Origin of the sequence: Variovorax ureilyticus (assembly GCF_037889935.1) — a bacterium.
Taxonomy (GTDB): Bacteria; Pseudomonadota; Gammaproteobacteria; order Burkholderiales; family Burkholderiaceae_C; genus Variovorax; species Variovorax ureilyticus.
Window position 1 is genome coordinate 733,609 of the sequence record NZ_JBBKZU010000001.1, and the last position, 22,980, is coordinate 756,588.

The 22,980-nt window shown below is 68.0% G+C and carries 18 protein-coding genes; 9 read left to right on the forward strand and 9 right to left on the reverse strand.

Going from position 1 to position 22,980, the window contains the following annotated elements; genetic code table 11:
• Window positions 1–62: 62 nt before the first annotated feature.
• The 3 genes from WKW77_RS03520 to WKW77_RS03530 are packed head-to-tail and all read left to right on the forward strand — an operon-like array spanning window position 63 to window position 2,834.
• The gene (locus WKW77_RS03520; RefSeq protein WP_340355419.1) at window positions 63–1,457 is read left to right on the forward strand and encodes an ethanolamine ammonia-lyase subunit EutB; all 1,395 of its coding nucleotides are present in this window, start codon (window positions 63–65) and stop codon (window positions 1,455–1,457) included.
• Window positions 1,454–2,224 carry an ethanolamine ammonia-lyase subunit EutC gene (gene eutC / locus WKW77_RS03525; protein ID WP_340355420.1) on the forward strand — a complete coding sequence of 257 codons (771 nt, stop codon included), beginning with the start codon at window positions 1,454–1,456 and terminating at the stop codon, window positions 2,222–2,224. Before WKW77_RS03520 ends, eutC begins: the two co-directional genes overlap by 4 nt.
• 31 nt (window positions 2,225–2,255) lie before the next feature.
• Window positions 2,256–2,834 (forward strand): peroxidase-related enzyme, encoded by a 579-nt coding sequence (locus WKW77_RS03530; RefSeq protein WP_340355421.1) that lies wholly within the window; start codon window positions 2,256–2,258, stop codon window positions 2,832–2,834.
• A gap of 27 nt (window positions 2,835–2,861) precedes the next feature.
• On the opposite strand, the gene WKW77_RS03535 is transcribed toward WKW77_RS03530, so the two are convergent.
• Window positions 2,862–4,631, reverse strand: coding sequence for a phosphoethanolamine transferase (locus WKW77_RS03535; protein ID WP_340355422.1), 1,770 nt, complete (start codon window positions 4,629–4,631; stop codon window positions 2,862–2,864).
• A 165-nt stretch (window positions 4,632–4,796) separates the two neighbouring features.
• Between WKW77_RS03535 and WKW77_RS03540 the strand changes: the two genes are divergently transcribed.
• Together WKW77_RS03540 and WKW77_RS03545 are read left to right on the forward strand one after the other, a co-directional pair.
• Window positions 4,797–5,474, forward strand: coding sequence for a response regulator (locus WKW77_RS03540; RefSeq protein ID WP_340355423.1), 678 nt, complete (start codon window positions 4,797–4,799; stop codon window positions 5,472–5,474).
• Window positions 5,471–6,841: a sensor histidine kinase gene (locus WKW77_RS03545; protein WP_340355424.1), complete on the forward strand. Its 1,371-nt coding sequence runs from the start codon at window positions 5,471–5,473 to the stop codon at window positions 6,839–6,841. The genes WKW77_RS03540 and WKW77_RS03545 overlap by 4 nt, the downstream gene beginning before the upstream one ends.
• Window positions 6,842–6,850: 9 nt before the next feature.
• Here the strand turns inward: WKW77_RS03545 and WKW77_RS03550 are convergent, their stop codons facing one another.
• Both WKW77_RS03550 and WKW77_RS03555 read right to left on the reverse strand, forming a co-directional pair.
• Window positions 6,851–7,273: an acyl-CoA thioesterase gene (locus tag WKW77_RS03550; RefSeq protein WP_340355425.1), complete on the reverse strand. Its 423-nt coding sequence runs from the start codon at window positions 7,271–7,273 to the stop codon at window positions 6,851–6,853.
• A gap of 13 nt (window positions 7,274–7,286) precedes the next feature.
• Entirely contained in the window at window positions 7,287–8,069 is a 783-nt protein-coding gene (locus WKW77_RS03555; protein WP_340355426.1) for an SDR family oxidoreductase, read from the reverse strand.
• 116 nt (window positions 8,070–8,185) lie between these two features.
• Between WKW77_RS03555 and WKW77_RS03560 the strand changes: the two genes are divergently transcribed.
• Window positions 8,186–9,883: an electron transfer flavoprotein-ubiquinone oxidoreductase gene (locus WKW77_RS03560; RefSeq protein ID WP_340355427.1), complete on the forward strand. Its 1,698-nt coding sequence runs from the start codon at window positions 8,186–8,188 to the stop codon at window positions 9,881–9,883.
• A gap of 44 nt (window positions 9,884–9,927) precedes the next feature.
• Here the strand turns inward: WKW77_RS03560 and WKW77_RS03565 are convergent, their stop codons facing one another.
• The 6 genes from WKW77_RS03565 to WKW77_RS03590 all read right to left on the reverse strand — a co-directional run bounded on the left by WKW77_RS03565 (window position 9,928) and on the right by WKW77_RS03590 (window position 18,502).
• Entirely contained in the window at window positions 9,928–13,593 is a 3,666-nt protein-coding gene (locus WKW77_RS03565) for a hydantoinase B/oxoprolinase family protein (RefSeq protein ID WP_422823111.1), read from the reverse strand.
• Between the two features lie 171 nt (window positions 13,594–13,764).
• Window positions 13,765–15,048 carry an MFS transporter gene (locus WKW77_RS03570; RefSeq protein WP_340355429.1) on the reverse strand — a complete coding sequence of 428 codons (1,284 nt, stop codon included), beginning with the start codon at window positions 15,046–15,048 and terminating at the stop codon, window positions 13,765–13,767.
• 43 nt (window positions 15,049–15,091) lie between these two features.
• On the reverse strand, window positions 15,092–15,907 hold the full coding sequence (locus WKW77_RS03575) for a putative hydro-lyase (RefSeq protein ID WP_340355430.1): 816 nt from the start codon (window positions 15,905–15,907) through the stop codon (window positions 15,092–15,094).
• Window positions 15,908–15,960: 53 nt separating this feature from the next.
• On the reverse strand, window positions 15,961–16,866 hold the full coding sequence (locus WKW77_RS03580) for a LysR family transcriptional regulator (RefSeq protein ID WP_340355431.1): 906 nt from the start codon (window positions 16,864–16,866) through the stop codon (window positions 15,961–15,963).
• 49 nt (window positions 16,867–16,915) lie between these two features.
• Window positions 16,916–17,692, reverse strand: a complete 777-nt coding sequence (gene cysE / locus WKW77_RS03585) for a serine O-acetyltransferase (RefSeq protein ID WP_340355432.1) — start codon at window positions 17,690–17,692, stop codon at window positions 16,916–16,918.
• 36 nt (window positions 17,693–17,728) lie between these two features.
• Window positions 17,729–18,502: an RNA methyltransferase gene (locus WKW77_RS03590; protein WP_340355433.1), complete on the reverse strand. Its 774-nt coding sequence runs from the start codon at window positions 18,500–18,502 to the stop codon at window positions 17,729–17,731.
• Window positions 18,503–18,625: 123 nt separating this feature from the next.
• On the opposite strand from WKW77_RS03590, the gene WKW77_RS03595 reads away from it, so the two are divergent.
• The 3 genes from WKW77_RS03595 to WKW77_RS03605 are packed head-to-tail and all read left to right on the forward strand — an operon-like array spanning window position 18,626 to window position 22,964.
• The gene (locus WKW77_RS03595) at window positions 18,626–19,660 is read left to right on the forward strand and encodes an inositol monophosphatase family protein (protein WP_340355434.1); all 1,035 of its coding nucleotides are present in this window, start codon (window positions 18,626–18,628) and stop codon (window positions 19,658–19,660) included.
• Window positions 19,660–21,909 (forward strand): FUSC family protein, encoded by a 2,250-nt coding sequence (locus tag WKW77_RS03600; protein ID WP_340355435.1) that lies wholly within the window; start codon window positions 19,660–19,662, stop codon window positions 21,907–21,909. Before WKW77_RS03595 ends, WKW77_RS03600 begins: the two co-directional genes overlap by 1 nt.
• On the forward strand, window positions 21,906–22,964 hold the full coding sequence (locus WKW77_RS03605; RefSeq protein WP_340355436.1) for a mechanosensitive ion channel family protein: 1,059 nt from the start codon (window positions 21,906–21,908) through the stop codon (window positions 22,962–22,964). The genes WKW77_RS03600 and WKW77_RS03605 overlap by 4 nt, the downstream gene beginning before the upstream one ends.
• Window positions 22,965–22,980: the final 16 nt, after the last annotated feature.

Here is a 22,980-nt window from a genome sequence, read left to right on the forward strand (position 1 = left end):
GAACCGGTTCATTATTGCCGCGCCGCCAACCCGCCTGGCACCCCTCTTGCAGGTTCACGTCCATGCGCTACCGAACCACGATCGAATCGCACGTCTTCGACTTCGCCGATCTGAAGCAGGTCATGGCCTGCGCAAGTCCGGCCCGCTCGGGCGACTATCTCGCGGAGATCGCGGCCGCCACGGCGCAGCAGCGGCTCGCCGCGCGACACGTCCTTGCGGAGACGCCGCTGAAGCAGTTCCTCACCGAAGCGCTGGTTCCGTACGAAGAAGACAACGTCACACGCCTGATCATCGATAGCCATGACGCGCAGGCCTTTGCGCCGGTGGCGCACCTGACAGTGGGCGACTTCCGCAACTGGCTGCTGTCGGAGCAGGCGCACACGCACGCACTGACCGCGCTCGCGCCCGGTCTCACCCCGGAGATGGTGGCCGCAGTGTCCAAGCTGATGCGCAACCAGGACCTCGTGGCGGTCGCGCGCAAGTGCAGCGTCGTCACGCGGTTCCGCGACACCATCGGCCTGCCCGGCCACCTGGCAGTGCGGCTGCAGCCCAACCACCCCACCGACGATCTGCGCGGCATCGCGGCGTCGCTGCTCGACGGACTGCTGCTGGGTGCGGGCGATGCGGTGATCGGCATCAACCCCGCGTCCGACAGCATGCAGGTGCTCGGCAACCTGCTGCGCATGCTCGACGAGGTGATCCAGCGCTTCCAGATCCCCACGCAGAGCTGCGTGCTCACGCACGTCACGAACACGCTCAAGCTGGCCGAGTACGGCGCGCCGATCGATCTGGTGTTCCAGTCCATCGGCGGCACCGAGAAGACGAACCGCTCCTTCGGCGTCACGCCGGAGCTGCTCGACGAAGCCTGCGCAGCCGCGCTCGCGATGAAGCGAGGAACCGTCGGCGACAACGTCATGTATTTCGAGACCGGCCAGGGCAGCGCGCTCTCGGCCAATGCCAATTTCGGCGTCGACCAGCAGACCTGCGAAGCCCGTGCCTATGGCCTCGCGCGGCGATACAAGCCCTTGCTGATCAACACCGTGGTGGGCTTCATCGGGCCGGAGTACCTCTACGACGGCAAGCAGATCATTCGCGCCGGACTCGAGGACCATTTCTGCGGCAAGCTCTTGGGCCTGCCGCTCGGTTGCGACGTCTGCTACACCAACCATGCGGAAGCTGATCAGGACGACATGGACACGCTGCTGGTGCTGCTCGGCACCGCCGGCATCAACTTCATCATGGGTGTGCCAGGCGCGGACGACGTGATGCTGAACTACCAGAGCACATCCTTCCACGATGCGCTGTTCCTGCGCGAGACGATGGGTCTCCAGCGGGCCCCCGAGTTCGAGGCCTGGCTGCAGCGCATGCGGATCACCGACGTCGCGGGGCGCATCGCACCGCCCTCCTCCAACGCCATGCTCTCGGACATGGGCTCGCTGAAGGCGCTCGCGGGATGAACGATTCGCTCGTCACCCACAACCCGCTGGACCCTTGGCGTGGTGCCACGCCCGCGCGCATCGCGCTCGGCCGCGCCGGCGCGGGCATGCCCACCAACGAAGTGCTGCGCTTCGGCTGGGCACACGCGATGGCGCGCGATGCGATCCACGCGGCGCTGGACGTGCAGGCGCTCGTGAACACGTTGAACGTGCAGGGCTGGGACACCGAACAGGTCCACAGCCGCGCGGGCGACCGGGCGTACTATCTGCGGCGCCCCGACCTCGGGCGGCAACTCGCGCCCGAGGACTCGTCGCGGCTGCGCTCGCGGGCCGGCGCGCCCAAGGACCTCTGCATCGTGATCGGCGACGGGCTGTCCTCGATGGCCGTCGAACGGCATGCCGCGCCACTCCTCGCGGAACTGCGGCCGAAGCTGCCGCCTGGGCTCTCACTGACGCCGGTCGTGATCGCCACCCAAGCTCGCGTCGCGTTGGCGGACGAGATCGCCGAGGACCTCGGCGCGCGCCTGTCGATCATCCTGATCGGCGAACGCCCTGGCCTCAGTTCGCCGGACAGCCTGGGCGTCTACATCACGCATGCGCCGCGTCGCGGGCGGCACGATGCCGAACGGAACTGCATCTCCAACATCCGCCCCGAAGGGCTGGCGTACGCGGCGGCCGCGTTCAAGCTCGCATGGCTGATCCGCGAATCGCTGCGGCGCGGCATCACCGGTGTCGAACTGAAGGACGAAAGCCATCTGGCGCTGGTAGACGAAGGCGGCTCCCTATGATCGGCGGCGTTGCGATTCATCAGGAGATCCCATGACCGAGCGCTATCCCCTCACCGAGATCAAGGACCTGCCCGACGACATCCGCGCCGCGGTGCTCGAAGTGCAGGAGAAGGCCGGCTTCGTGCCCAACGTGTTCCTCGCGCTCGCCCGGCGGCCCGCTGAATGGCGCGCCTTCTTCGCCTACCACGACGCGCTGATGCTGAAGGAAGAAGGCTCGCTCACCAAGGGCGACCGCGAGATGATCGTGACGGCCACCAGCGCGGCCAACCAGTGCCTCTATTGCGTCGTCGCGCATGGCGCGCTGCTGCGCATCTACGAGAAGAAGCCGCTCGTGGCCGACCAGGTGGCCGTCAACTGGCGCAAGGCCGACATCACGGCCAGGCAGCGCGCGATGCTCGAATTCGCGATGAAGGTGTGCGAGCGTTCGCACGAGATCGACGAAGGCGATTTCCCGCCGCTGCATGCCCATGGCTTCAGCGACGAGGACATCTGGGACATCGCGGCGATCACAGCGTTCTTCGGGCTCTCCAATCGCATGGCGAGCTTCAGCGGGATGCTGCCGAATCCGGAGTTCTACCTGCTCGGGCGATTGCCGCGCGACAAGAAATAGCAGCAGCCCGCCGCCAGGGCTCGGAGATCAGCCGCTCGCAGCGGCCGCCGGGCTGCGGCAACCCGCCAGCGCATCGAGCGAAGGAAGGTAGGTCGGCGTCCGCACGTCCAGCAGACCCAGGACGATGTGATAGAGGTTGTCGTGCGTGAGCGGCTTGTCGAGCCCGGATTCCATGCATGCGCGCGAGAGCTTGTCGCGCTCGATCATGCCGTCGCCGAACCAGGCGACCATGGGTACGCGCTTCTGCACATCGGGCGCGAAGCCGTAGGGCAGACCATGCAGGAACAGGCCGTACTCGCCGAGCGACTCGCCGTGGTCGCTCACGTAGAGCAGCGACGGATCGAATGTCCCGGATTTCCCCTCGAGCCAGTCGATGGTCTTGCCAAGGAATCGGTCGGTGTACGCGATCGAGTTGTCGTAGCCGTTGATCAGCTCGGAGTGGGTGCACTCCGCCAGCGCATTCGTTCGGCACTCGGGCTTGAAGTGCTTCAGATCCGCCGACGAGCGCTTGTAGTAGGCCGGGCCGTTGCTTCCCATCTGATGCATCACGAGCACGATGCCCTTGCGGCGGCGCTCGGCGGGCAGCGCGGCGATGCGCTCGTCCAGGCCGCGCAGCATCACCTCGTCGAGGCACTCGTCGGCCTCGCACAGCGCGCTCCTGAGCGCCGGGTCCAGCTGGTCGAAGGCCGACGCGTGCGGCACGCGGTCGCATACGCCCTTGCACCCGCCGGCCTGGTTGTCGAGCCAGAACACCGCAAGGCCCGAGGCCTGCAGCACATCCATCAGGTTCTCGAAATCATCCTCGCGCGCCTCGAATGCCTCCTTGCTGAGCGGCGAGAACATGCAGGGCACCGAAGCCAGCGTGTTGGTGCCGCAGGAGCGGACGTCGCGAAAGCTCAGCACGTGCCGCGCGGCGAGTTCCGGCGTCGTGTTGCGCGCATAGCCGTTGAGCCCGAAGTGATCGGCGCGTGCGGTCTTGCCCACGACCAGCACGAAGAGCGGCGGCCTTGCCTGGTTCGCGTAGCTGGCACCCAGCACGGTGCCGCCGGTCACCGGAATCAGTCTGCGCCCATGGCCGAGCATCGGTTTGACCACCACAGCGGTCGTCGAGTAGATGCTCGCGAGCGGGTTCATCATGTAGCGCAGATGGACGTTGTTGCGCATCAGCGGTGCAAGCTGCCGGTTCATCGCGAAGGCCGCGGCGCCAGCGACGGCAGCCACGATCGTCAGCAGCACGAGATTGCGCCAGAGCTGCGACAACGGCGGTGCAGGAACGAGGCGCACGAGCCAGAGTCCCCAGGCCGGCAGCGCCACGACCCACAGCACATTGAACAGCAGGCGCCAGCTCAGGAGGTCCTGCACCTCGCTCGCATCCGTCTGCAGGGCATTGGTCATCATCGTCGGGTCCATCACCGCGTGGTAGGTCAGCATGTAGTGCTGCACCACCGCGGCGAGCATGACCACAACGAACCACAGCGGCTTCATCCATCGCGTCCAGGCGGTGAACGAGAGCATCGCGACCAGGCCGCAGACCAGCAGCAGAAACATCAGCCCGGTCACCGGCAGATACACGCTGGGCGCGCCGCCGATCCGCGCCAGTTCGTTCCAGAGCGGCCAGTTCGCGGCCACGGCGAGATAGAGGCTCAGCCCGATGACGACGCTGCGCGCCGAACGCGGACGAGCGAACCAGTCGCCCAGTGCTCGCCATGGCGTGGGCGCCGGCTGTGGATCTTCCGCGCAGCCCGGTGCGGCGAGACCAGGCGAAAGAGAGGCGGAATGCGCACGGAGGCCGAACATCCTGCAAGGCTAGGAATCAGGACTGAAAGATCGCTGAATGTTTCAATCAGGTTCCATTCAGCTTGCGCAGCCAATGCGCGTGACATTCCCCCTCCGGCGCTCGGCCCGCACCGGCGGGCGCTGGCACTAGACTCCCGCTTTTGTCACAAGGAAAGGACGGCCGAGGTGCGCATATTGCTGGTCGAAGATGACGCCGCCCTCGCGAACGCGCTCTGCAGCTATCTCGTGGCCAAGGCCTTCGTGGTCGATGTCGCACCCAGCATCGCGGAAGCGCGCGCGGCGCTCGCCGCGGTGCAATACGCCGCGGTCCTGCTGGATCTGCATCTGGGCGACGGGGACGGTCTGTCGCTCCTGCCGAGCGTGCGTGCGCTGCGCGACCGGCCGATCGTGATCGTGCTGACCGCCCGCGACCAGGTGACCGACCGCATCCGCGGGCTGGACGCGGGCGCGGACGACTACCTGATCAAGCCCTACGACCCGGCGGAACTGCTCGCTCGACTGCGGGCGGTCGAGCGGCGGCGCAGCGCCAGCAGTTCGCCGGTGCTTCAACTGGGCAAGCTGGAGATCGACCTCGCGCGCGACCTGGTGCGCAAGGACGGCATCCCGGTCACGCTCACCCAGAAGGAATGGGCGCTGCTGCGGGTGATGGCGACCCGGCCCGACCGCATCCACACGCGAGAGAACCTCGCCGATGCGCTCTACGGCTTCGGCGACGAAGCCGACAGCAACACGCTCGAAGTGTTCATCAGCCGCTTGCGCCGCAAACTCGGCCGCAGCCACATCCAGACGCTGCGCGGACTCGGCTACCGCCTGTCGTTCAGCCCCGAAGACGAGGACGAATGAGCCGCGGTTTGCTGCGCCTGATCACGGCCGAGCCATTCGACAAGCGCGATTCGCTCGCCGGCCGGCTGACGCGCACCCTGATCGTGTGGGTCGGCGGGGTCTGGGTTCTGTGCGTGCTCGGCGTCGTCTGGTATGTGGACCGCGAGATCAACCACAACTTCGACAACGAGCTCATCGAGGTCTCGCACCGGATGTTCGACATGGCGCTGATCGAGCTGGACAAGCTGCAGGCCACCCGCCCGGATGCGCCCAAGCCCCTGATCGCCCGGCCGCAACTCTTCTCGTCGGACGCCGTGATCTACCAGGTGGTCGATCCGGGCGAGCACATCCTGCTGCGCTCGGCCGAGGCGGCCGACACCTCGTTCGACGTGCCGCTGGCGCCCGGCTTCGCGAACGCGGAGCCGTGGCGGATCTATACCGTGCATCACCCCACGCGCAACCTGTACTTCCAGGTGGCCGACCCGCTCGACGAGCGCCGCTCCGCCCTCAATCGGACCTTGCTCGGTCTCATCATTCCGCTGGTCGCGGTGCTGCCGCTGCTCGCGCTGGTGCTGCGCAATGTCGCGCGCAGCGAGCTTCGCGGGCTGCAGGCGCTCGCCGCCGAGATCGAACAGCGCAGCGTGACCGACCTGCGCCCGATCCGCCTGCCGGGCCTGCCCAAGGAGCTGCGATCGGTCGGCGACCATGTGAACCAGCTGCTGGAGCGGCTGTCGCATTCGCTCGACGTCGAACGCGCGCTTGCCGCGAATGCCGCCCACGAGTTGCGCACGCCGCTCGCCGCGGCCCGGCTGCGGCTGCAGACCGCGCTCGAACACGACCTCAAGCGCGAGGAAGTGGTGGCCGCGATCGAGGCGCTTCAGGTGCTCGGCCACCGCACCGAAAAGCTGCTGCAGCTCTCGCGGGCCGAATCCGGCGCTTCGCTGACGCGCGCGCGGATCGACCTCGTGCAGCTCGCGGGCACCGTCGCGCAGGAGTTCTGGCAGGACCCGCGTGTGAACGAGCGCCTGAAGCTCAAGGTGCCCGACAGCGAGCCGCCGATCGCCCTCGGCGACGTCGATTCGCTGGCCATCGCCTTGCGCAACCTGGTGGAAAACGCCCTGCGCTACGGCAAGGGCCGCGTCTCGATCGAAGTGATGCCGCCCTGCACGCTCGCGGTGCGCGATTTCGGGCCGGGCGTGAGCCCCGAGGAGTTGCACACGCTGCAGCAGCGCCACGTGCGCCACGTCTCGGACCATGCAGGCTACGGACTCGGGTTGTCGATCGTGAACACCATCGTCGAGAAGCTCGGCGGCCACCTCGACCTGGTCTCGCCGCCGCCGGGCGCGGCGACCGGCTTCGAAGCGCGGATCGTGCTGCGGCCGGCCTGACGAGGCGGGCTACACCGTCGCCAGTTCCCGCAGCCAGTCAGGCAGCGTCAGCGCCTTCTGCCTGGCGACGTCGATCCAGATCGTCGTGGCGCCGCCCGCTGCGCAGATCACGTCGGGCGCATCGGCGCGCGCCATCGTGGCCCAGCTTTCGAAGGTGGTGCGGCCGGGGTCGCTCACGTACATCTTCAGCAGCACGTCGCCCGGGTATTCGATCTGCCGGTAGAAGTTGCAGAACGCATTGACGATCACGATGCCCTGGCCTTCCGGCATCGGCTCGTGGCCGAGCGAGTGCATCCAGTCGATGCGAGCGATTTCCAGGTAACGGAAATAGGTGGTGTTGTTGAGATGCCCCATCGCATCCATGTCGCCCCAGCGGATGGGGATGGACGTTTCGTAGACGAGCTTCTTCTTCTCGGGGATTTCGATCCGCATCAGTGATCCTTGTCTAGAGCGCGAAGCCGTCGTCCGCCGCGATGACCGCGCCGTTCACAAAGTGGCTCTCGCCGCTGGCGAGCAGCACGATGAGCCCGTCGAGATCCTCCGGCTTGCCGACGCGCTTGCGCGGCAGCATGCCCACGAGCTTCTGCCCGCCGTCGGTGACCCAGTGCTCCTCGTTGAGTTCGGTCGCGATGTACCCCGGGCACAGCGCGTTGACGTTGATGCCGAAGCGGCCCCATTCGAGCGCCATCGCCTTGGTCATCTGCACCACGGCCGCCTTGCTCATGCAGTAGACGCCGATCTGCGGCAGCACCTTCAGCGCCGCGACCGAGGCGATGTTGATGATCCGCCCGCCGATGTAGGTGCCCGGCGCAGCGCCCCTGGCACGCGCGAGCATCCGCTTGCCGATCTCCTGCGCCACGAAGAAGGAGCCCTTGACGTTGGTGTCGAAGATGAAGTCGTAGTCCTCGACCGAGGCCTCTTGCAGGCGCTGCGTGGTGCTGACGCCGGAGTTGTTGACCAGGATGTCGATCGGCCCGACCTCGGTTTCGGCGCGGGCCACGGCGGCCTTGATGCTGTCCTGGTCGGTCACGTCGAGCTCCACCACGTGGGCATCGCCGCCCTCGCCTTCGATGCGGGCGCGAAGCTCCTTGAGCCGGTCGGTGCTGCGGCTTGCGAGAACCACCGCTGCCCCGGCGCGCGCCAGCGCCTTGGAGAACTGCGCGCCGAGGCCGCTCGACGCGCCGGTGACGAAAGCCACCCTGCCGGATAGATCGATGCTGTACGCCATGGAGAGATCCTCTGGGAGTCGCCAACGCGACGGCTCGGGAACCGCTCAACCGCCGCATAAAATGGCCCGGCCGCAGCGGTGCCTCGCACCCCCAGATCATTATCGACGAGACCCACATGACGAACGACGAAATACTTGCCCAGTTCGGCCCCCGCGAATCCATGGAATACGACGTGGTGGTCGTAGGCGCGGGCCCCGCGGGCCTCTCGACCGCCATCCGGCTGAAGCAGCTCGCCGCGTCGCATGGCAAGGAGATCTCGGTCGTCGTGCTCGAGAAAGGGTCCGAGCCCGGCGCGCACATCCTCTCGGGGGCGATCATGGACCCGCGTGCGCTGTACGAGCTCCTTCCCGACTGGGAAGAGATGGGCGCACCGCTGAACCAGCCGGTCACGCAGGACACCTTCCTGATGCTGACCGAGACGGGCGCCACGCGCACCCCCAATTTCATGCTGCCCCACAACTTCCACAACGAGGGCAACTACATCGTCAGCCTCGGCAATGTGGTGCGCTGGCTGGCGCAGCAGGCCGAGGCGCTCGGCGTCGAGATCTTCCCTGGCTTCCCGGCGGCCGAAGTGCTCTACACCGAGGACGGCAAGGTGCGCGGCGTCGCCACCGGCAACATGGGGATCGGCAAGGACGGCGAGCCCACCGAGAACTTCCAGCTCGGCATGGAGCTGCTGGGCAAGTACACGATCTTTGCCGAAGGCGCGCGCGGTCACCTGGGCCGCCAGCTCATCGCGAAGTACGAGCTCGACGAAGGCAAGGACCCGCAGAGCTACGGCATCGGCATCAAGGAACTCTGGGAAATCGACCCCGCGCGCCACGAGCCGGGTCTCGCGGTGCACACCGCCGGCTGGCCGCTGCCGTCGGACACCTACGGCGGCTCGTTCCTCTATCACGCGGAGAACAACCAGGTGGTCGTCGGCTTCGTGGTCGGCCTCGACTACCAGAACCCGTACCTGAGCCCGTTCGAGGAATTCCAGCGCTTCAAGACGCACCCCAACATCCGCTGGTACTTCGAAGGCCAGGACAAGGGCCTGAAGGCGCCCAAGCGCCTGAGCTACGGCGCACGCGCGATCACCGCCGGCGGCCTGCTCTCGCTGCCGAAGACGATCTTCCCGGGCGGCGCGCTGGTCGGCTGCGACGCGGGTTACCTCAACGCGAGCCGCATCAAGGGCAGCCACGCCGCCATCAAGACCGGCATGCTCGCCGCCGAAGCCGCCTACGACGCCGTGATGGCCGGCCGCCAGCACGACGAACTCACCGGCTACCCGGCCGCCTTCGAGCGCAGCTGGCTGCACACCGAACTCAAGAAGGCACGCAACTTCAAGCAGTGGTTCAAGAAGGGCATCGCGGTCGGCACGATCATGACCGGCATCGAGCAGTTCCTGCTGCGCGGCCATGTGCCATGGACCATCCACCGCAACCAGCCTGACAACGAACGGCTCAAGCGCGCCTCGGCCTCGAAGAAGATCAATTACCCCAAGCCCGATGGCAAGCTGACCTTCGACCGGCTCTCCTCGGTGTTCATCAGCAACACCAACCACGAAGAGAACCAGCCCGCGCACCTGACGCTGAAGAACGCGGCCGTGCCGACGCAGATCAACCTGCCGGAGTACGCCGGCCCCGAGGGCCGCTACTGCCCGGCCGGCGTCTACGAGTTCGTGCCGGACGAATCGAGCGGCAAGGAACGCCTGCAGATCAACGCGCAGAACTGCGTGCACTGCAAGACCTGCGACATCAAGGATCCGACACAGAACATCGTGTGGGTCACGCCCGAAGGCGGCGGCGGGCCGAACTACGTGGGCATGTAAGGCCCGCACATGAAAAAAGGCGCCCCAGGGCGCCTTTTTCATTGTCACGCCTGGGCGTCCCCGACCTCGCCCCAGCCGCCACCTCCCGGGGTCTCGATCACGAACACGTCGCCGGGTCGCATGCGTACCTGCCCGATGTGGTCCAGCGCCTCGACCGTTCCGTCCGCGCGCTCGACGCGGTTGATGCCCACCGCGCCAGCCGATCCCCCGTTGCCTCCGAATGCGCCTTCGTGCCGGCCGTTGCTCAGGATCGAGGCGGTCATCTCCGCCAGGAAGCGCACCCGCCGCACACCGCCGTCGCCGCCGCTCCAGCGGCCCGCACCGCCCGAACCGGCCCGCAGGCTGTAGCTCTCGAGCCGCACGGGAAAGCGGAACTCCAGTACTTCGGGGTCGGTCAGGCGCGAGTTGGTCATGTGGGTCTGCACCACGCTCGTGCCGTCGAAGCCCGGCCCGGCGCCCGAGCCGCCGGAAATCGTCTCGTAGTACTGATGATCCCCATCGCCGAAGGTGAAGTTGTTCATCGTGCACTGGCTCGCCGCCATGACGCCGAGCGCACCGTAGAGCGCATTGGTCACGCAGCTCGACGTCTCGACGTTGCCAGCCACCACCGCCGCAGGGGGCAGCGGGTTGAGCATGCATCCCGGGGGCACGATCACCTCGATGGGCTTGAGGCAGCCCGCGTTGAGCGGAATGTCGTCGTCCACCAGCGTGCGGAACACGTAGAGCACTGCCGCCATGGTGATCGCGCCCGGCGCGTTGAAGTTGTTGGGCAACTGCGCGCTGGTGCCGGTGAAGTCCACCGTTGCGGAGCGCGCAGCGGCATCGACCTTCACCCGCACGCGGATGCAGGCCCCGTTGTCGAGCGGCAGCGCGTACTCGCCGTCCTTCAGCGCGGTGATCACGCGGCGCACCGACTCCTCGGCGTTGTCCTGCACATGGCCCATGTAGGCGGCGACGGTGTCGCGGCCGAACTGGGCGACCATGGCCTGCAGTTCCTGCACGCCCTTCTCGTTCGCGGCGATCTGCGCACGCAGGTCGGCCAGGTTCTGCTCGAGGTTGCGCGAAGGGTGCGGCCCGCTCGCGAGCAATGACCGGAGTTCGGCCTCGCGCAGCCGGCCTCCATCGACCAGCTTGAAGTTGTCGATCAGCACGCCCTCTTCCTCGATCGTCTTCGAGAACGGCGGCATCGAGCCCGGCGTGGTGCCGCCCACGTCGGCGTGGTGACCGCGCGAGGCGACGTAGAAGGAGGGGCGCGCATCGCCCGCGTCGAGATAGACCGGCGTCACCACCGTGATGTCGGGCAGGTGCGTACCGCCGTGGTAGGGGTCGTTGAGCACATACACGTCGCCGGGTGCCATGGACGGATTGCGGTCGATGACGGTCCTGATCGACTCGCTCATCGAACCCAGGTGCACCGGCATGTGCGGCGCGTTGGCGATGAGGTTGCCCTGCACGTCGAACACCGCGCACGAGAAGTCCAGGCGCTCCTTGATGTTCACCGAGTAGGCGGTGTTCTGCAGCCGCAGGCCCATCTGCTCCGCGATGTTCATGAAGAGGTTGTTGAACACCTCCAGCATCACCGGATCGGCGCTGGTGCCCACCGACTGCCCGGCGATGCGCGGCCGCACGCGGTGCAGCAACACGCCGGATTCCGAGGCCCGCGCCTGCCAGCCGGGCTCGACCACGGTGGTGGCGTTGCGGCCTGCGAGGATCGCCGGGCCGTCGATCACGGCACCCGCGGCCAATGCACCCTCGTCGTGCAGGGTCGCATCGCGCCATCCGGCGGGCTGCTCGTCCGCCTCGCAGTACATGCGCACCGTCGCAAGGGGTTCCGGCGCATGGGGCGCGGCCGGCGCAGCCGGCGCACCGCCACCCGGTCGCTCGCCCGCACCGATCGCCTCGACCGACACCGCCTCGATCACCAGCGCGCGACCATCCATCAGGAAGGCGAAGCGGCGGCGATAGGCCTGCTCGAATTCGTCGCGCAGCGCCGCAATGGCCGCGGCGGGATCCGACCCCATGGGCAGCATGCAAGGCAGCGCGGTGTCGGTGCCGTCGTATCTCAGTTGCACGCGATGCACGACCTCGATGCCGCCGCGCGCCACCCCCTGCCCTCGCAGTTCTTCCACCGCCCGCGAAGCCAGCGACGTCGCCGCTTCGCGCGCGGCCGACAGGCCCTCGGCGTCGAGCCGGCGTTCGAGCGCCATCTCGCGCATCGCGAGCTGATCGGCCAGACCCATGCCGAACGCGGAAAGCACGCCCGCGAACGGATGCAGGTAGACGCTGCGCATGCCCAGCGCATCGGCCACGAGGCAGGCATGCTGGCCCCCCGCGCCGCCGAAGCACTGAAGCGTGTACTGGGTCACGTCGTATCCCCGCGCGACCGAGATGCGCTTGACTGCGTTGGCCATGCTTTCGACCGCGATCCGCAGCGCGCCGCTGGCCACCTGTTCGGCGCTGACCGTGCGGCCGGTGGCCTGTGACATCAGCCCGGCCATCTCCGAGAAGCCACGCTGAACCGCAGCGAGATCGAGCGGCTCGTCTGCCCCAGGGCCGAACACATGCGGGAAGTGCGCCGGCTGCAGCTTGCCGAGCATGACATTGGCATCGGTCGTGGTCAGCGGTCCGCCGCGGCGATAGCTCGCGGGACCAGGGTTGGCGCCGGCCGATTCAGGCCCCACGCGCAGCCTCGCGCCATCGAAGCCGATCACCGAGCCGCCGCCGGCCGCGACGGTGTGGATGCTCATCATGGGCGCGCGCATGCGCACGCCCGCCACCTGCGTCTCGAAGGAGCGCTCGAACTCGCCCGCGTAATGCGACACGTCGGTCGACGTGCCGCCCATATCGAAGCCGATCACGCGCGGATGGCCGGCATCGAGCGCGGTCCGCACCATGCCGACGATGCCGCCCGCGGGCCCCGAGAGAATCGCATCCTTGCCCTGGAAGCGGCTGGCCTGCGTCAATCCGCCCGAACTCTGCATGAAGAAGAGCGGAACGCCCGGCATCTGCTGCGACACCTGGTCCACATAGCGCCGCAGGATCGGACTCAGGTACGCATCGACCACGGTGGTGTCGCCGCGCGGCACCAGCTTCATGAGCGGGCTGGTCTTGTGCGACACCGACACCTGCGTGAAGCCGATCTCGCGGGCAATGCGCTCGGCCGCCAGCTCGTGCGACGTGTAGCGCCAGCCGTGCATGAAGACGATGGCGCAGGCGCGCAGGCCCTCGTCGAATGCGCCCTGCAGCGCGGTGCGCAGCGCCGCCTCGTCGAGCGGCTGCACGATGCCGCCCTGCGCATCGATGCGCTCGTCGGCCTCGATCACGCGCTGGTAGAGCAGCTCCGGCAGCACGATGCGGCGGTCGAACAGGCGCGGCCTCGCCTGGGTGGCGATACGCAGTGCATCGCGAAAGCCGGTGGTCGTGACGAGCACCGTCGGCTCACCCTTGCGCTCCAGCAGCGCGTTGGTGGCCACGGTGGTGCCCATCTTCACGCACTCGACTCGCTCCGGCGTGATGGCCTCGCCGGCCGCAAGACCGAGCAGCCGCCGGATGCCCTCGACCGCCGCATCGCGGTACTGCTCCGGGTTCTCCGACAGCAGCTTGAGCGTATGCAGCCGCCCTCCGGGATCGCGCCCCACGAGATCGGTGAACGTGCCGCCCCGGTCGATCCAGAACTGCCAGCGGGAGGAGAAAGAAGTCTGCATATTCATGATGAAAGAGATAGAGGGGAATTGAACGAGCCACGCCGCAACGCCACCCTTTCCAGGACCACCGCGGAACCGGCTCTGCCGGGCCGCCGGTGGTGCCCCCTGAAGGGGGTGGAGAGCGACACGAAGTGCGCGAGCCTGGGGGTGAGCTTGGCTATCGAGCCTGGGGGTGAGCTAGAACTTCCTTCCGCGGGTCTCGGGAAGGCACAGGGCCATGACGATCACGATCGCATAGGCGACGGCTGCGCAGATGCCGATCGCAGAGCCCAGTGAGAGGCTGGTGCGGTCGCTCAGGAGCCCCACGACCGCCGGGAAGGTGGCGCCGATACCGCGTCCGAAGTTGTAGCAAAAGCCCTGCCCCGAGCCGCGCAGCTCGTTGGGGAACAGCTCCGCCAGGAAAGCGCCGGAGCCGCTGAAGATGCCCGACATGAAGAAGCCGAGCGGAAAGCCGAGCACGAGCATGACGCTGTCGGTGATCGGCAGCAGCGTGTAGGCATAGACGAGCGATCCGGCGCCGATTGCAAAGAGGATGAAGGCAAGCTTGCGCCCCAGCCGGTCGGACAGATAGGCACCGCACAGGTAGCCGGCAAAGGCGCCCACGATGAACATGAACTGGTAGCCGCCCGAACCCAGCACGGTGAGGTGCCGCTCGTTCTTCAGGAAGGTCGGCAGCCAGACGCCGATCGCGTAGTAGCCGCCCTGCATGCCGGTGAACATCAGGCTCGCGAGCACGGTGGTGCCGAGGATGCCGGGCTTGAAGATCGCAAGGAAGTTGCCGTTGCGTTCGCCCCGGGCCACGGCGGCGCGCGTCTGCATGTAGACCTCGGGTTCGTGCAGCGAGCGGCGGATGAAGACGATCAGCAGTGCCGGCAGCAGGCCGAGCAGGAACATCACCCGCCACGAGACCTCCGGCGGCAGCAGGGAGAACAGCGCTATCGACACCAGCACGGCCGCACCCCATCCGATGGCCCAGCTGCTCTGCACCAGTCCGACGGCCTTGCCGCGGTAGGCAGGCCGGATCATCTCGGCGATCAGCACCGAGCCCACGGCCCATTCCCCGCCGAAGCCGAGGCCCTGCAGGGTCCGGGCGATGAGCAGTTCCTGCGGCGAGCGCGCCAGGCCGCAGGCGAAGGTGAAGATCGCGAACACCAGGATCGTGAGCTGGAGCACGCGCACCCGGCCGTAGCGATCGGCGAGCACCCCGGCCATCCAGCCGCCGATCGCGGAGGCCACGAGCGTGGAGGTGCCGATCAGCCCTACCTCGGTCTTGCTCATGCCCCATAGCGAGAGAAGGATCGGCGTGACCAGCGGCAAGGTGTAGTAGTCGAAGGCATCGACCGCATAGCCGCTGAACGAAGCCGCCAGCGCGCGTTTCTCGTTGCGGTCGAGCGTGGTCAGCCAGCTGCCTTGCGACGGACTCGCATCGGCCAGCTCATCGGCACCGAGCGTGTTCTTCATGATGTTGTCTCCTTTTTGGATGGATGCGAATGAAAGAAGGCGTTCAGAACGCCGCGAGGCGGTGGTGCAGCAGGTCGGTGACGAGCATCGCCCCTGGTGCATGCGTGATCGCGAACGGCAGGCGCGCGGCAGCCAGCGCAGCCTGGGGCGTGACGCCGCAGGCCCAGAAGACGGGCAGTTCATCGGGCATCAGTTCGACGGCCTCGCCATAGTCCGGGCAGCCGATCGAACGGATGCCGATCCATGCCGGATCGCCGATGTGGACCGGCGCGCCATGCACCGCCGGAAAGCGCGAGGTGATCTGGACGGCGCGAATCGCGTCGGCCGCGCGCAGCGGGCGCATCGAGACCACCATCGGTCCGTGAAACACCCCGGCGCGCGCCGTCTGGATGTTCGTGCGGTACATGGCGACGTTGCGCCCCTGCGAGACATGGCGCAAGGCGATCCCCTCGGCCAGCAGCGCATGCTCGAACGTGAACGAGCAGCCGATGACGAAGCTGACCATGTCGTCGGTCCACAGCGCGCGAACGTCGCAGGGCTCGTCGATCAGTTCGCCGTGGCGCCACACCCGGTAGCGCGGCAGGTCCGCACGGATGTCGATGTCCTTGCCGAGCGCGGGCAACGACGGGTCGCCCACTTCCGAGACGCCCAGCAGCGGACAAGGCTTGGGATTGGCCTGGCAGAAGCGCAGGAAGTCGCCCGCGTGCGCCTGCGGCAGGACCACGAGGTTGCCCTGCACATGGGCGCTCGCCAGGCCGCTGGTGTGGCTGCTGAGTGCGCCGCTGCGGGCGGCGAGTCGAACGTCGAGCGCGCTGCTCGCGCCGTCGACTATTTCGTGGAGGACTTCAGGGTGTTGCATGAGGGCGGATTTTGGGAATCCGCCGCCTCGAACGCCAACGCAAAGTTTCTTGCTCAGGTCATCGATTTTTTCGATGAGCCCGACCGGTGCGAAGCGTGCACCACGGCGGAGCCCAGCGCCGCCTCCAGCAAGGGAGACGAAGGGTCCTCCCGATAGCTCGCATAGATGGGCAGCGGCTCCAGGGTGGCATCGCAAGGCAACGCGCGAAGCGGAAGCCTGCGCGCCAGAGGCTCCACCACCGCACGCGGCAGGGTCGCGACGCCGAACCCGGCCTCGACGAGCTGCGCCATCGCGGAGATCGAGGAGATCGCGTGCACCCTCGGCGCGGGATAGCCCGCCTCCCGGAAGAATTCGAGCAGCGCCACATGCGGCTGCGAACCGCGCTGGAAGGTCAGCAGGTCGAACGAGAGCAGGTCCGCCATCCGGTAGCGCCGACGCACGTGCAGTTCGCGGTGGCCGACGAAGCACATCGGCATCGCGGGCACGGCACGGGTGCGCACGCCATCACCGGCGGCCGGCAGCGCGGCGAACACGAGATCCAGCTTGCCGCGCTGGAGTTGGTCGACCAGCACGGGCGTGGTTTCGACGGTGAGTTCGAGCTCGAAGTCGGGATAGGTCTCGCGCATGTGCTGCAGCCACCCGGTGAGCCAGCTGTGCACCACCGATTCGATGGCGCCGACGCGGAGCACCGTCTCGCGCGCGGTGCCCGAGCCCATCTCGGCCTTGATGTGCATCTGCATCTCCAGCAGCCGCTGCGCGAAGGCATGGAAGCGCTGGCCCGCCACGGTGAGGCGGAACTGCTTGTCGCGCCGGTCGAGCAGCAGCACGCCGAGTTCGCGCTCCAGCGCCGCGATGCGGCTGGAAAGCGCCGACTGGGTGAGGTGCAGTTTCTCCGCGGCGCGGGTGACGCTCTTGAGCGCAACCGCCCAGTGAAAGGCTTCGACGAATCGCAGGTTCATGTCCGGGCTGCTTCGATGTCGGGACGCGAGGGCCCGATCATCGCCCGGATCACTTGCCGATCAACTGGGTCAGCTTCTCTGCCTCGAAGGACTCGTCCTTCGCCGCGTCGCAGGGCACGCAGTCCTTCTTGCCCGGCTGCTTCGACAGCGATTCGAGCGCCTGCCAGAGCAGCGCGATCTGGTGCTCCTGGCTCGCGGTGTGGTCGATGAGCCCCTTCATCGCCTGGCTCAAGGGGTCGTCCTCCAGCGTGACGCCGTAGGCCGAGAACTTCGCGGCCGCGGGTTGGGTGACGTCGGCGCTCTCCCCCGCCTTGGAAGGAATGATCCGCGCCGGGATGCCCACGGCGGTCGCGCCGGCCGGCACGGGCTTGATCACCACCGCATTGCTGCCGATCTTGGCGCCGTCGCCCACCGTGAAGCCGCCCAGCACCTTCGCGCCGGCGCTCACCACCACGTTGCGGCCCAGCGTGGGGTGCCGCTTGGTGCCCTTGTAGAGCGAGGTGCCGCCCAGCGTCACGCCCTGGTAGATCGTGCAGCCGTCGCCGATCTCGGCGGTTTCGCCGACCACCACGCCCATCGCGTGGTCGAAGAACACGCGCTCGCCGACGATCGCGCCGGGATGGATCTCGATGCCGGTGAACCAGCGCGAGAACTGGGAGACGAAGCGACCGACCCACTTGAAGCCGTGGGTCCAGAACCAGTGCGCGAATCGGTGCAGCACGACCGCATGCAAGCCGGGATACAGGGTCAGGACTTCCCAGCGCGACCGGGCCGCCGGGTCGCGGTCGAGGATGCACTGGATGTCGGAACGCAGCCGGGAGAACATCGGTTGTTGTTATATCGATATGGGGCAGGCAGTCTATTACCCCGGCTCTTTACGCACGGCGGATGGGGTTTTGCCGGGTCCGCCGCCTCCACCGCCCTTGGCGGCGTCCGCCATGGCCTTGGCGATCCCGCGCAGGATGTGGATTTCCTCCTGCGTGGGCTGCGCCCGGTTGAAAAGCTGCTGCAGCCGCGGCATGAGCTTCTTGGGCGCCTGCGGGTCGAGGAATCCGATCTGCACGAGCGCGCGTTCCCAATGGTCCAGCATGCCCGCCACCGCCTGCGCATCGGCCGCGCGCACCGGCGCGGTCGCGTCACGCACCGCGAAGCCGCCCAGCGCCTGCCGCCATTCATAGGCGATCACCTGGATCGCCGCGCCGAGATTGAGCGAGCCGAACTGCGGATCGGTCGGGATGCTCAGTGCGACGTTGCAGCGGTAGACATCCTCGTTGCGCATGCCGAAGCGCTCGGAGCCAAAGAGGAAGGCAACATGCTGCGCCTCTCCCTTCGACAGCGGTTCGAGGTGTTCGCGCGGGGTCCGCGTGGGCGGGCCGAAGTCGCGCGGGATCATTGCAGTGGCACAGAGATGCGTCACACCGTCGAGCGCCTCGTCGAGCGTGTCGACGATGCGCGCATTCGCCAGCACGTCGAGCGCACCGCTCGCACGCTGGATGGTTTCCTCGCGCCGCAGCACGTTGGCCCAGCGCGGCGCGACCAGCACCAGGTCGTCGAAGCCCATGGTCTTCATGGCGCGCGCGGCGGCGCCGACGTTGCCGGCGTGGCTGGTCTGGATCAGGATGAATCGGGTACGCATGGAGGCACGGAAGCGCGGAGCCGGTAAAATCCCCCGATTCTCGCCGCCCGCATCGCCGGGCCGCATTCCAGGGGGCCACATGCAAACGTCGTCGTCGCTCCCGTTCCGTTCTTCGCACAATTCATGTCGTCCCCGAACCTGCACCCCATGCTCAACGTGGCCATCAAGGCCGCCCGCGCCGCCGGCGCCATCATCAATCGCGCCGCGCTCGATATCGAAGCCGTGCGCATCTCCCAGAAGCAGGTCAACGACTTCGTGACCGAAGTCGATCACGCGAGCGAGCACGCGATCATCGAAACGCTGCTCACCGCCTATCCGGGGCACGGCATCCTCGCCGAAGAATCGGGCACCCAGCATGGCGCCAGGGATTCGGACTACGTCTGGATCATCGATCCGCTCGACGGCACCACCAACTTCATCCACGGCTTCCCGGTCTATTGCGTCTCGATCGCGCTGTCGGTGCGCGGCAAGATCGAGCAGGCCGTGGTCTACGACCCGACGCGCAACGACCTCTTCACCGCCACCAAGGGCCGCGGCGCCTTCATGAACGAGCGCCGCATCCGCGTGAGCAAGCGCACCCGGCTCGCCGAATGCCTGATCTCCACGGGCTTCCCCTTCCGCACGGGCGACAACTTCAAGCAGTACCTGGCCATCATGGCCGACCTGATGCCGCGCGCCGCCGGCCTGCGCCGCCCCGGCGCCGCCGCGCTCGACCTCGCCTACGTGGCGGCCGGCTTCAGCGATGCCTTCTTCGAGACCGGCCTCAACATCTGGGACGTGGCGGCGGGTTCGCTGCTCGTCACCGAGGCCGGCGGCCTGATCGGCAACTTCACCGGCGAGCCCGACTTCCTCGAGCAGCGCGAATGCCTCGCGGGCGCGCCGCGCATCTACGGCCAGATCGTGCCGCTGCTCTCCCAATACTCGAAATTCGCGAACGTCGACGACAAGCTGCGCGCCAGCGACCGCATCCGCGCTGTCGATCCTTCGCGTTCGCACGCCGACCTCTACGCGCGCAGCACGGTCGGCTTGTCGGAGGAAAAGGCCGAGGACGAGGCGCCTGCAGCCCCCGCCGAGGCCGCGCCGCAGCCCCGCAAGCTGACCCGCGTCCGCCGTGACGCCCCTGCGGCGCCCAGCGAGGGCGACGCGCCGGCCCGGTGATGCCATCGCAGCGCGCGGCCACCCAGCGGGGCCGCGCTGCCTTGCGCGTGGCACTCAGCCACTACGTACTCAACGGGATCGCGGTCGCCTTCGGCCTCTTGCTGATTTCCGGGGGCGTGCATCTCGCGCTCGGCGCGCTCGCGGCCTCGGCCGCATCGGTCGGCGTCATCGTGACGGCGCCGCCGGACCTCGCGGCGCCGCGGCGCGGCAAGTTCTTCCAGATGCTGCCGGCGCCGCTGATCGGGCTGCCGCTCTTCTTCATGGTCCAGAACCTGCATGCGGCGCCGCTGCAGCTGGGGCTGCTGCTGGTGCCGGCGACCTTTCTGGCGTTCCTCGCGATGGCCTGGGGCAAGCGCGGCATTCCGATCGCCATCGCGGTCATGTTCTCCATGATCTTCTCGATGGCCACGCCCACGCCGACCGGCATGGCGGAAGCGATGCAGCGCACGATGTACTTCGGCCTCGGCGCCGGGCTCTACGTGGTCTATGCGGTCATCGCCAATTCGGTGCTCAACGCACGCTACCGCGTGCAGGTGACGGCCGACCTGCTGCTCTCGCTGGCCGCGCTGATGCGCACCGAGGCCCGCCAGTTCATGCCGATCGACGAATCCGGCGACATACGCGAGATACCGCCGTCGCTGCTCGGCCAGCTCCTGCGGGAACAGGCCGCGCTGGCCGACCAGTTGCAGGCGGCGCGCGACATCGTGCTCGAATCGCCGCGCACCCCGCGCCGTCAGCAGCTGGCCGGGATGCTGGTGACGGTGCTCGAACTTCGCGACCTGCTGCTGGCGAGCGAGCTGGATCTCGACGCACTCAAGACGCATCCCGACCACGCGCCCGCGCTCACCGAGATGCGCGACATCCTTCAGGGGCTGGCCGAGGACACGACGGCGCTGGCGGATGCGCTGCTGCTGGTGCGCAAGCCCGACGCAATGGTCGACCGGCGCCCGCGCCTCGCGGCCATCCGACTGCAGGAAGACGCCGCCCCCGGCAGCTACACCGGCCCCACGCCGGCCATGCTCGCGCGCGGGCTCGCCAATCGGATCGGCCACATCAACGACGAAGTGCTGCGGCTGTCGGCACTCGCACGGGGCGACCGCGAGCCCGATCTCGCGGTGGTGCGCGCGAGCTGGCAGGTGTTCGTGAGCCCCACCGATTGGTCGCTTCGCCCCTTCCTGGCGCTGTGGAACTGGGATGCCCCGCCGCTGCGCCATGCGATCCGCGCCACGCTCGCGATCGCCGCCGGCTACGGCGTCGCGCTCGCCATGCCCTGGGGATCGCACGACTACTGGATCCTGCTGACCATCGTGGTGGTGCTGCGGGGCAGCCTCTCGCAGACGCTGGAGCGGCGCAACAGCCGGGTCGCCGGCACCCTGCTGGGCTGCGTGTTCGCGGTCGGCCTGCTGTCGGCCCATCTCTCGCCGCTGGCCCTGCTGATCGGCATGACGCTCGCGCAGGCCATCGCGCACGGCTTCGCGGTCCGCCGCTACCTCATCACCGCCGTCGCGGCCACGGTGCTCGGGCTGGTGCAGGCCCACATGCTCAATACGGGCGTGAGCACCGCGTTCGCGCTGTTCGAGCGCGTGGCCGATACGCTGATCGGCGCTGCGCTCGCATGGGCGTTCTGCTACGTGCTGCCGTCGTGGGAACGGGGGCAGATCCCGGCGCTGGTCGCACGCACGCTCAAGGCGCAGGCGCGGCATGCGCGCCTGGCGCTCGGGCTGGGGCAGTTCCGCTCGGTCGACGCCACGCCCGAACTCGACTGGCGCCTCGCCCGGCGCGAGGCCTTCGACAGCCTTTCCGCGCTGGTGCAGGCCACCCAGCGCTCGCTTTCGGAGCCGCGCGCGGTGCGCCCGCCGCTGGAGCCGCTCGAGCACCTGCAGGCGCACAGTTACCAGCTGCTCGCACAGTTGAGCGCGGTCAAGTCGATGCTGGTGCTGCGGCGCGACCGCCTCACCGTGGCCGACATCGAAGGGCCGCTGGCCCGCACCATCCAGCGCATCGAGGCAGCCATCGGAAGCGCGCCGACCGGCGGCCCCGCGATGCCCGAGAGCCCGCCCGCGACCACCATCGCCGGCCCGTTCTCGCTGCCCGATCCCTTCAACAACGACATCACGCCCTGGCTGCTGCGCCGGCTCGACATGGCGACGGGCATTGCCGCCCAGTTGCGCGATGACGCGTCGCGCATCCTGCAATCGCTTGCCGAGACCGGGACCGAAGCGCCTACGCAGACCGGGACGGTCCGATGATCAAGGAAGTGCTCGACCACCCCTGGGTCGGTCCGATCGTCGCCGCGATCGTCGCGGCGACGCTGGCGCTGCTCGTCCACGCCCTCGGTGGCTTCGTCCTGCGGCGCGTGACCCGTTCGATGCCGGTGCTGAATTCGATCCTGGCCCACATCCGCCGACCGGCCCTGTTCCTGCTGCCGCTGGCCGCGATGGAACTGGTGTGGCAGGCCTCGCCCGACGACCTGTACCTCATCGACAAGATCCGCCATTTCAACGGCCTGGCCCTGATCGCGGTCTCCACGTGGCTGCTGATCCAGGCGGTCAATGGCCTGGCCGATGGCATCGTCAAGCAGAACCCGTATGACGTGACCGACAACCTGCATGCGCGGCGCGTGCTCACGCAGACGCGCGTGCTGGCGCGCACGGCCAATGCGGTGCTGGTGGTGGCGGGCGGCGCCTTCATGCTCATGACCTTTCCCGGCGCGCGGCAGGTGGGCGCGAGCCTGCTCGCATCCGCCGGGGTGATCGGCATCGTGGCCGGTCTCGCGGCCAAGCCGGTATTCAGCAACCTCATCGCGGGACTGCAGATCGCGCTCGCGCAGCCGATCCGCATGGACGACGTGCTGGTGGTCGAGGGCGAATGGGGCCGCGTCGAAGAGATCACCGGCACTTTCGTGGTCCTCCGGATCTGGGACGACCGGCGGCTGATCCTGCCGCTGAGCTACTTCATCGAGAAGCCCTTCCAGAACTGGACGCGCCACGACTCGCAGCTGCTGGGCTCGGTCTTCGTCTACGCCGACTACGGCATGCCGCTCGCGCCCCTGCGCGAGGAAGTGGAGCGCATCGTCAAGGCCGCGCCCGAATGGGACGGCCGCTTCTTCAACCTGCGCGTGACCGACGCGACCGAGCGCACGATGCAGATCCGCGTGCTCTGCACGGCCGCGTCGTCATCGCTCGCCTTCGACCTGCGTTGCACGGTGCGCGAAGGGCTCATCGACTTCATGCAGCGCGAGTACCCGCAGTGCCTGCCGAAGGTGCGGATCGACGGCGGGACCGGCGAGGCGAAGCCGGCCTGAAGCGATGCGAGCGCCG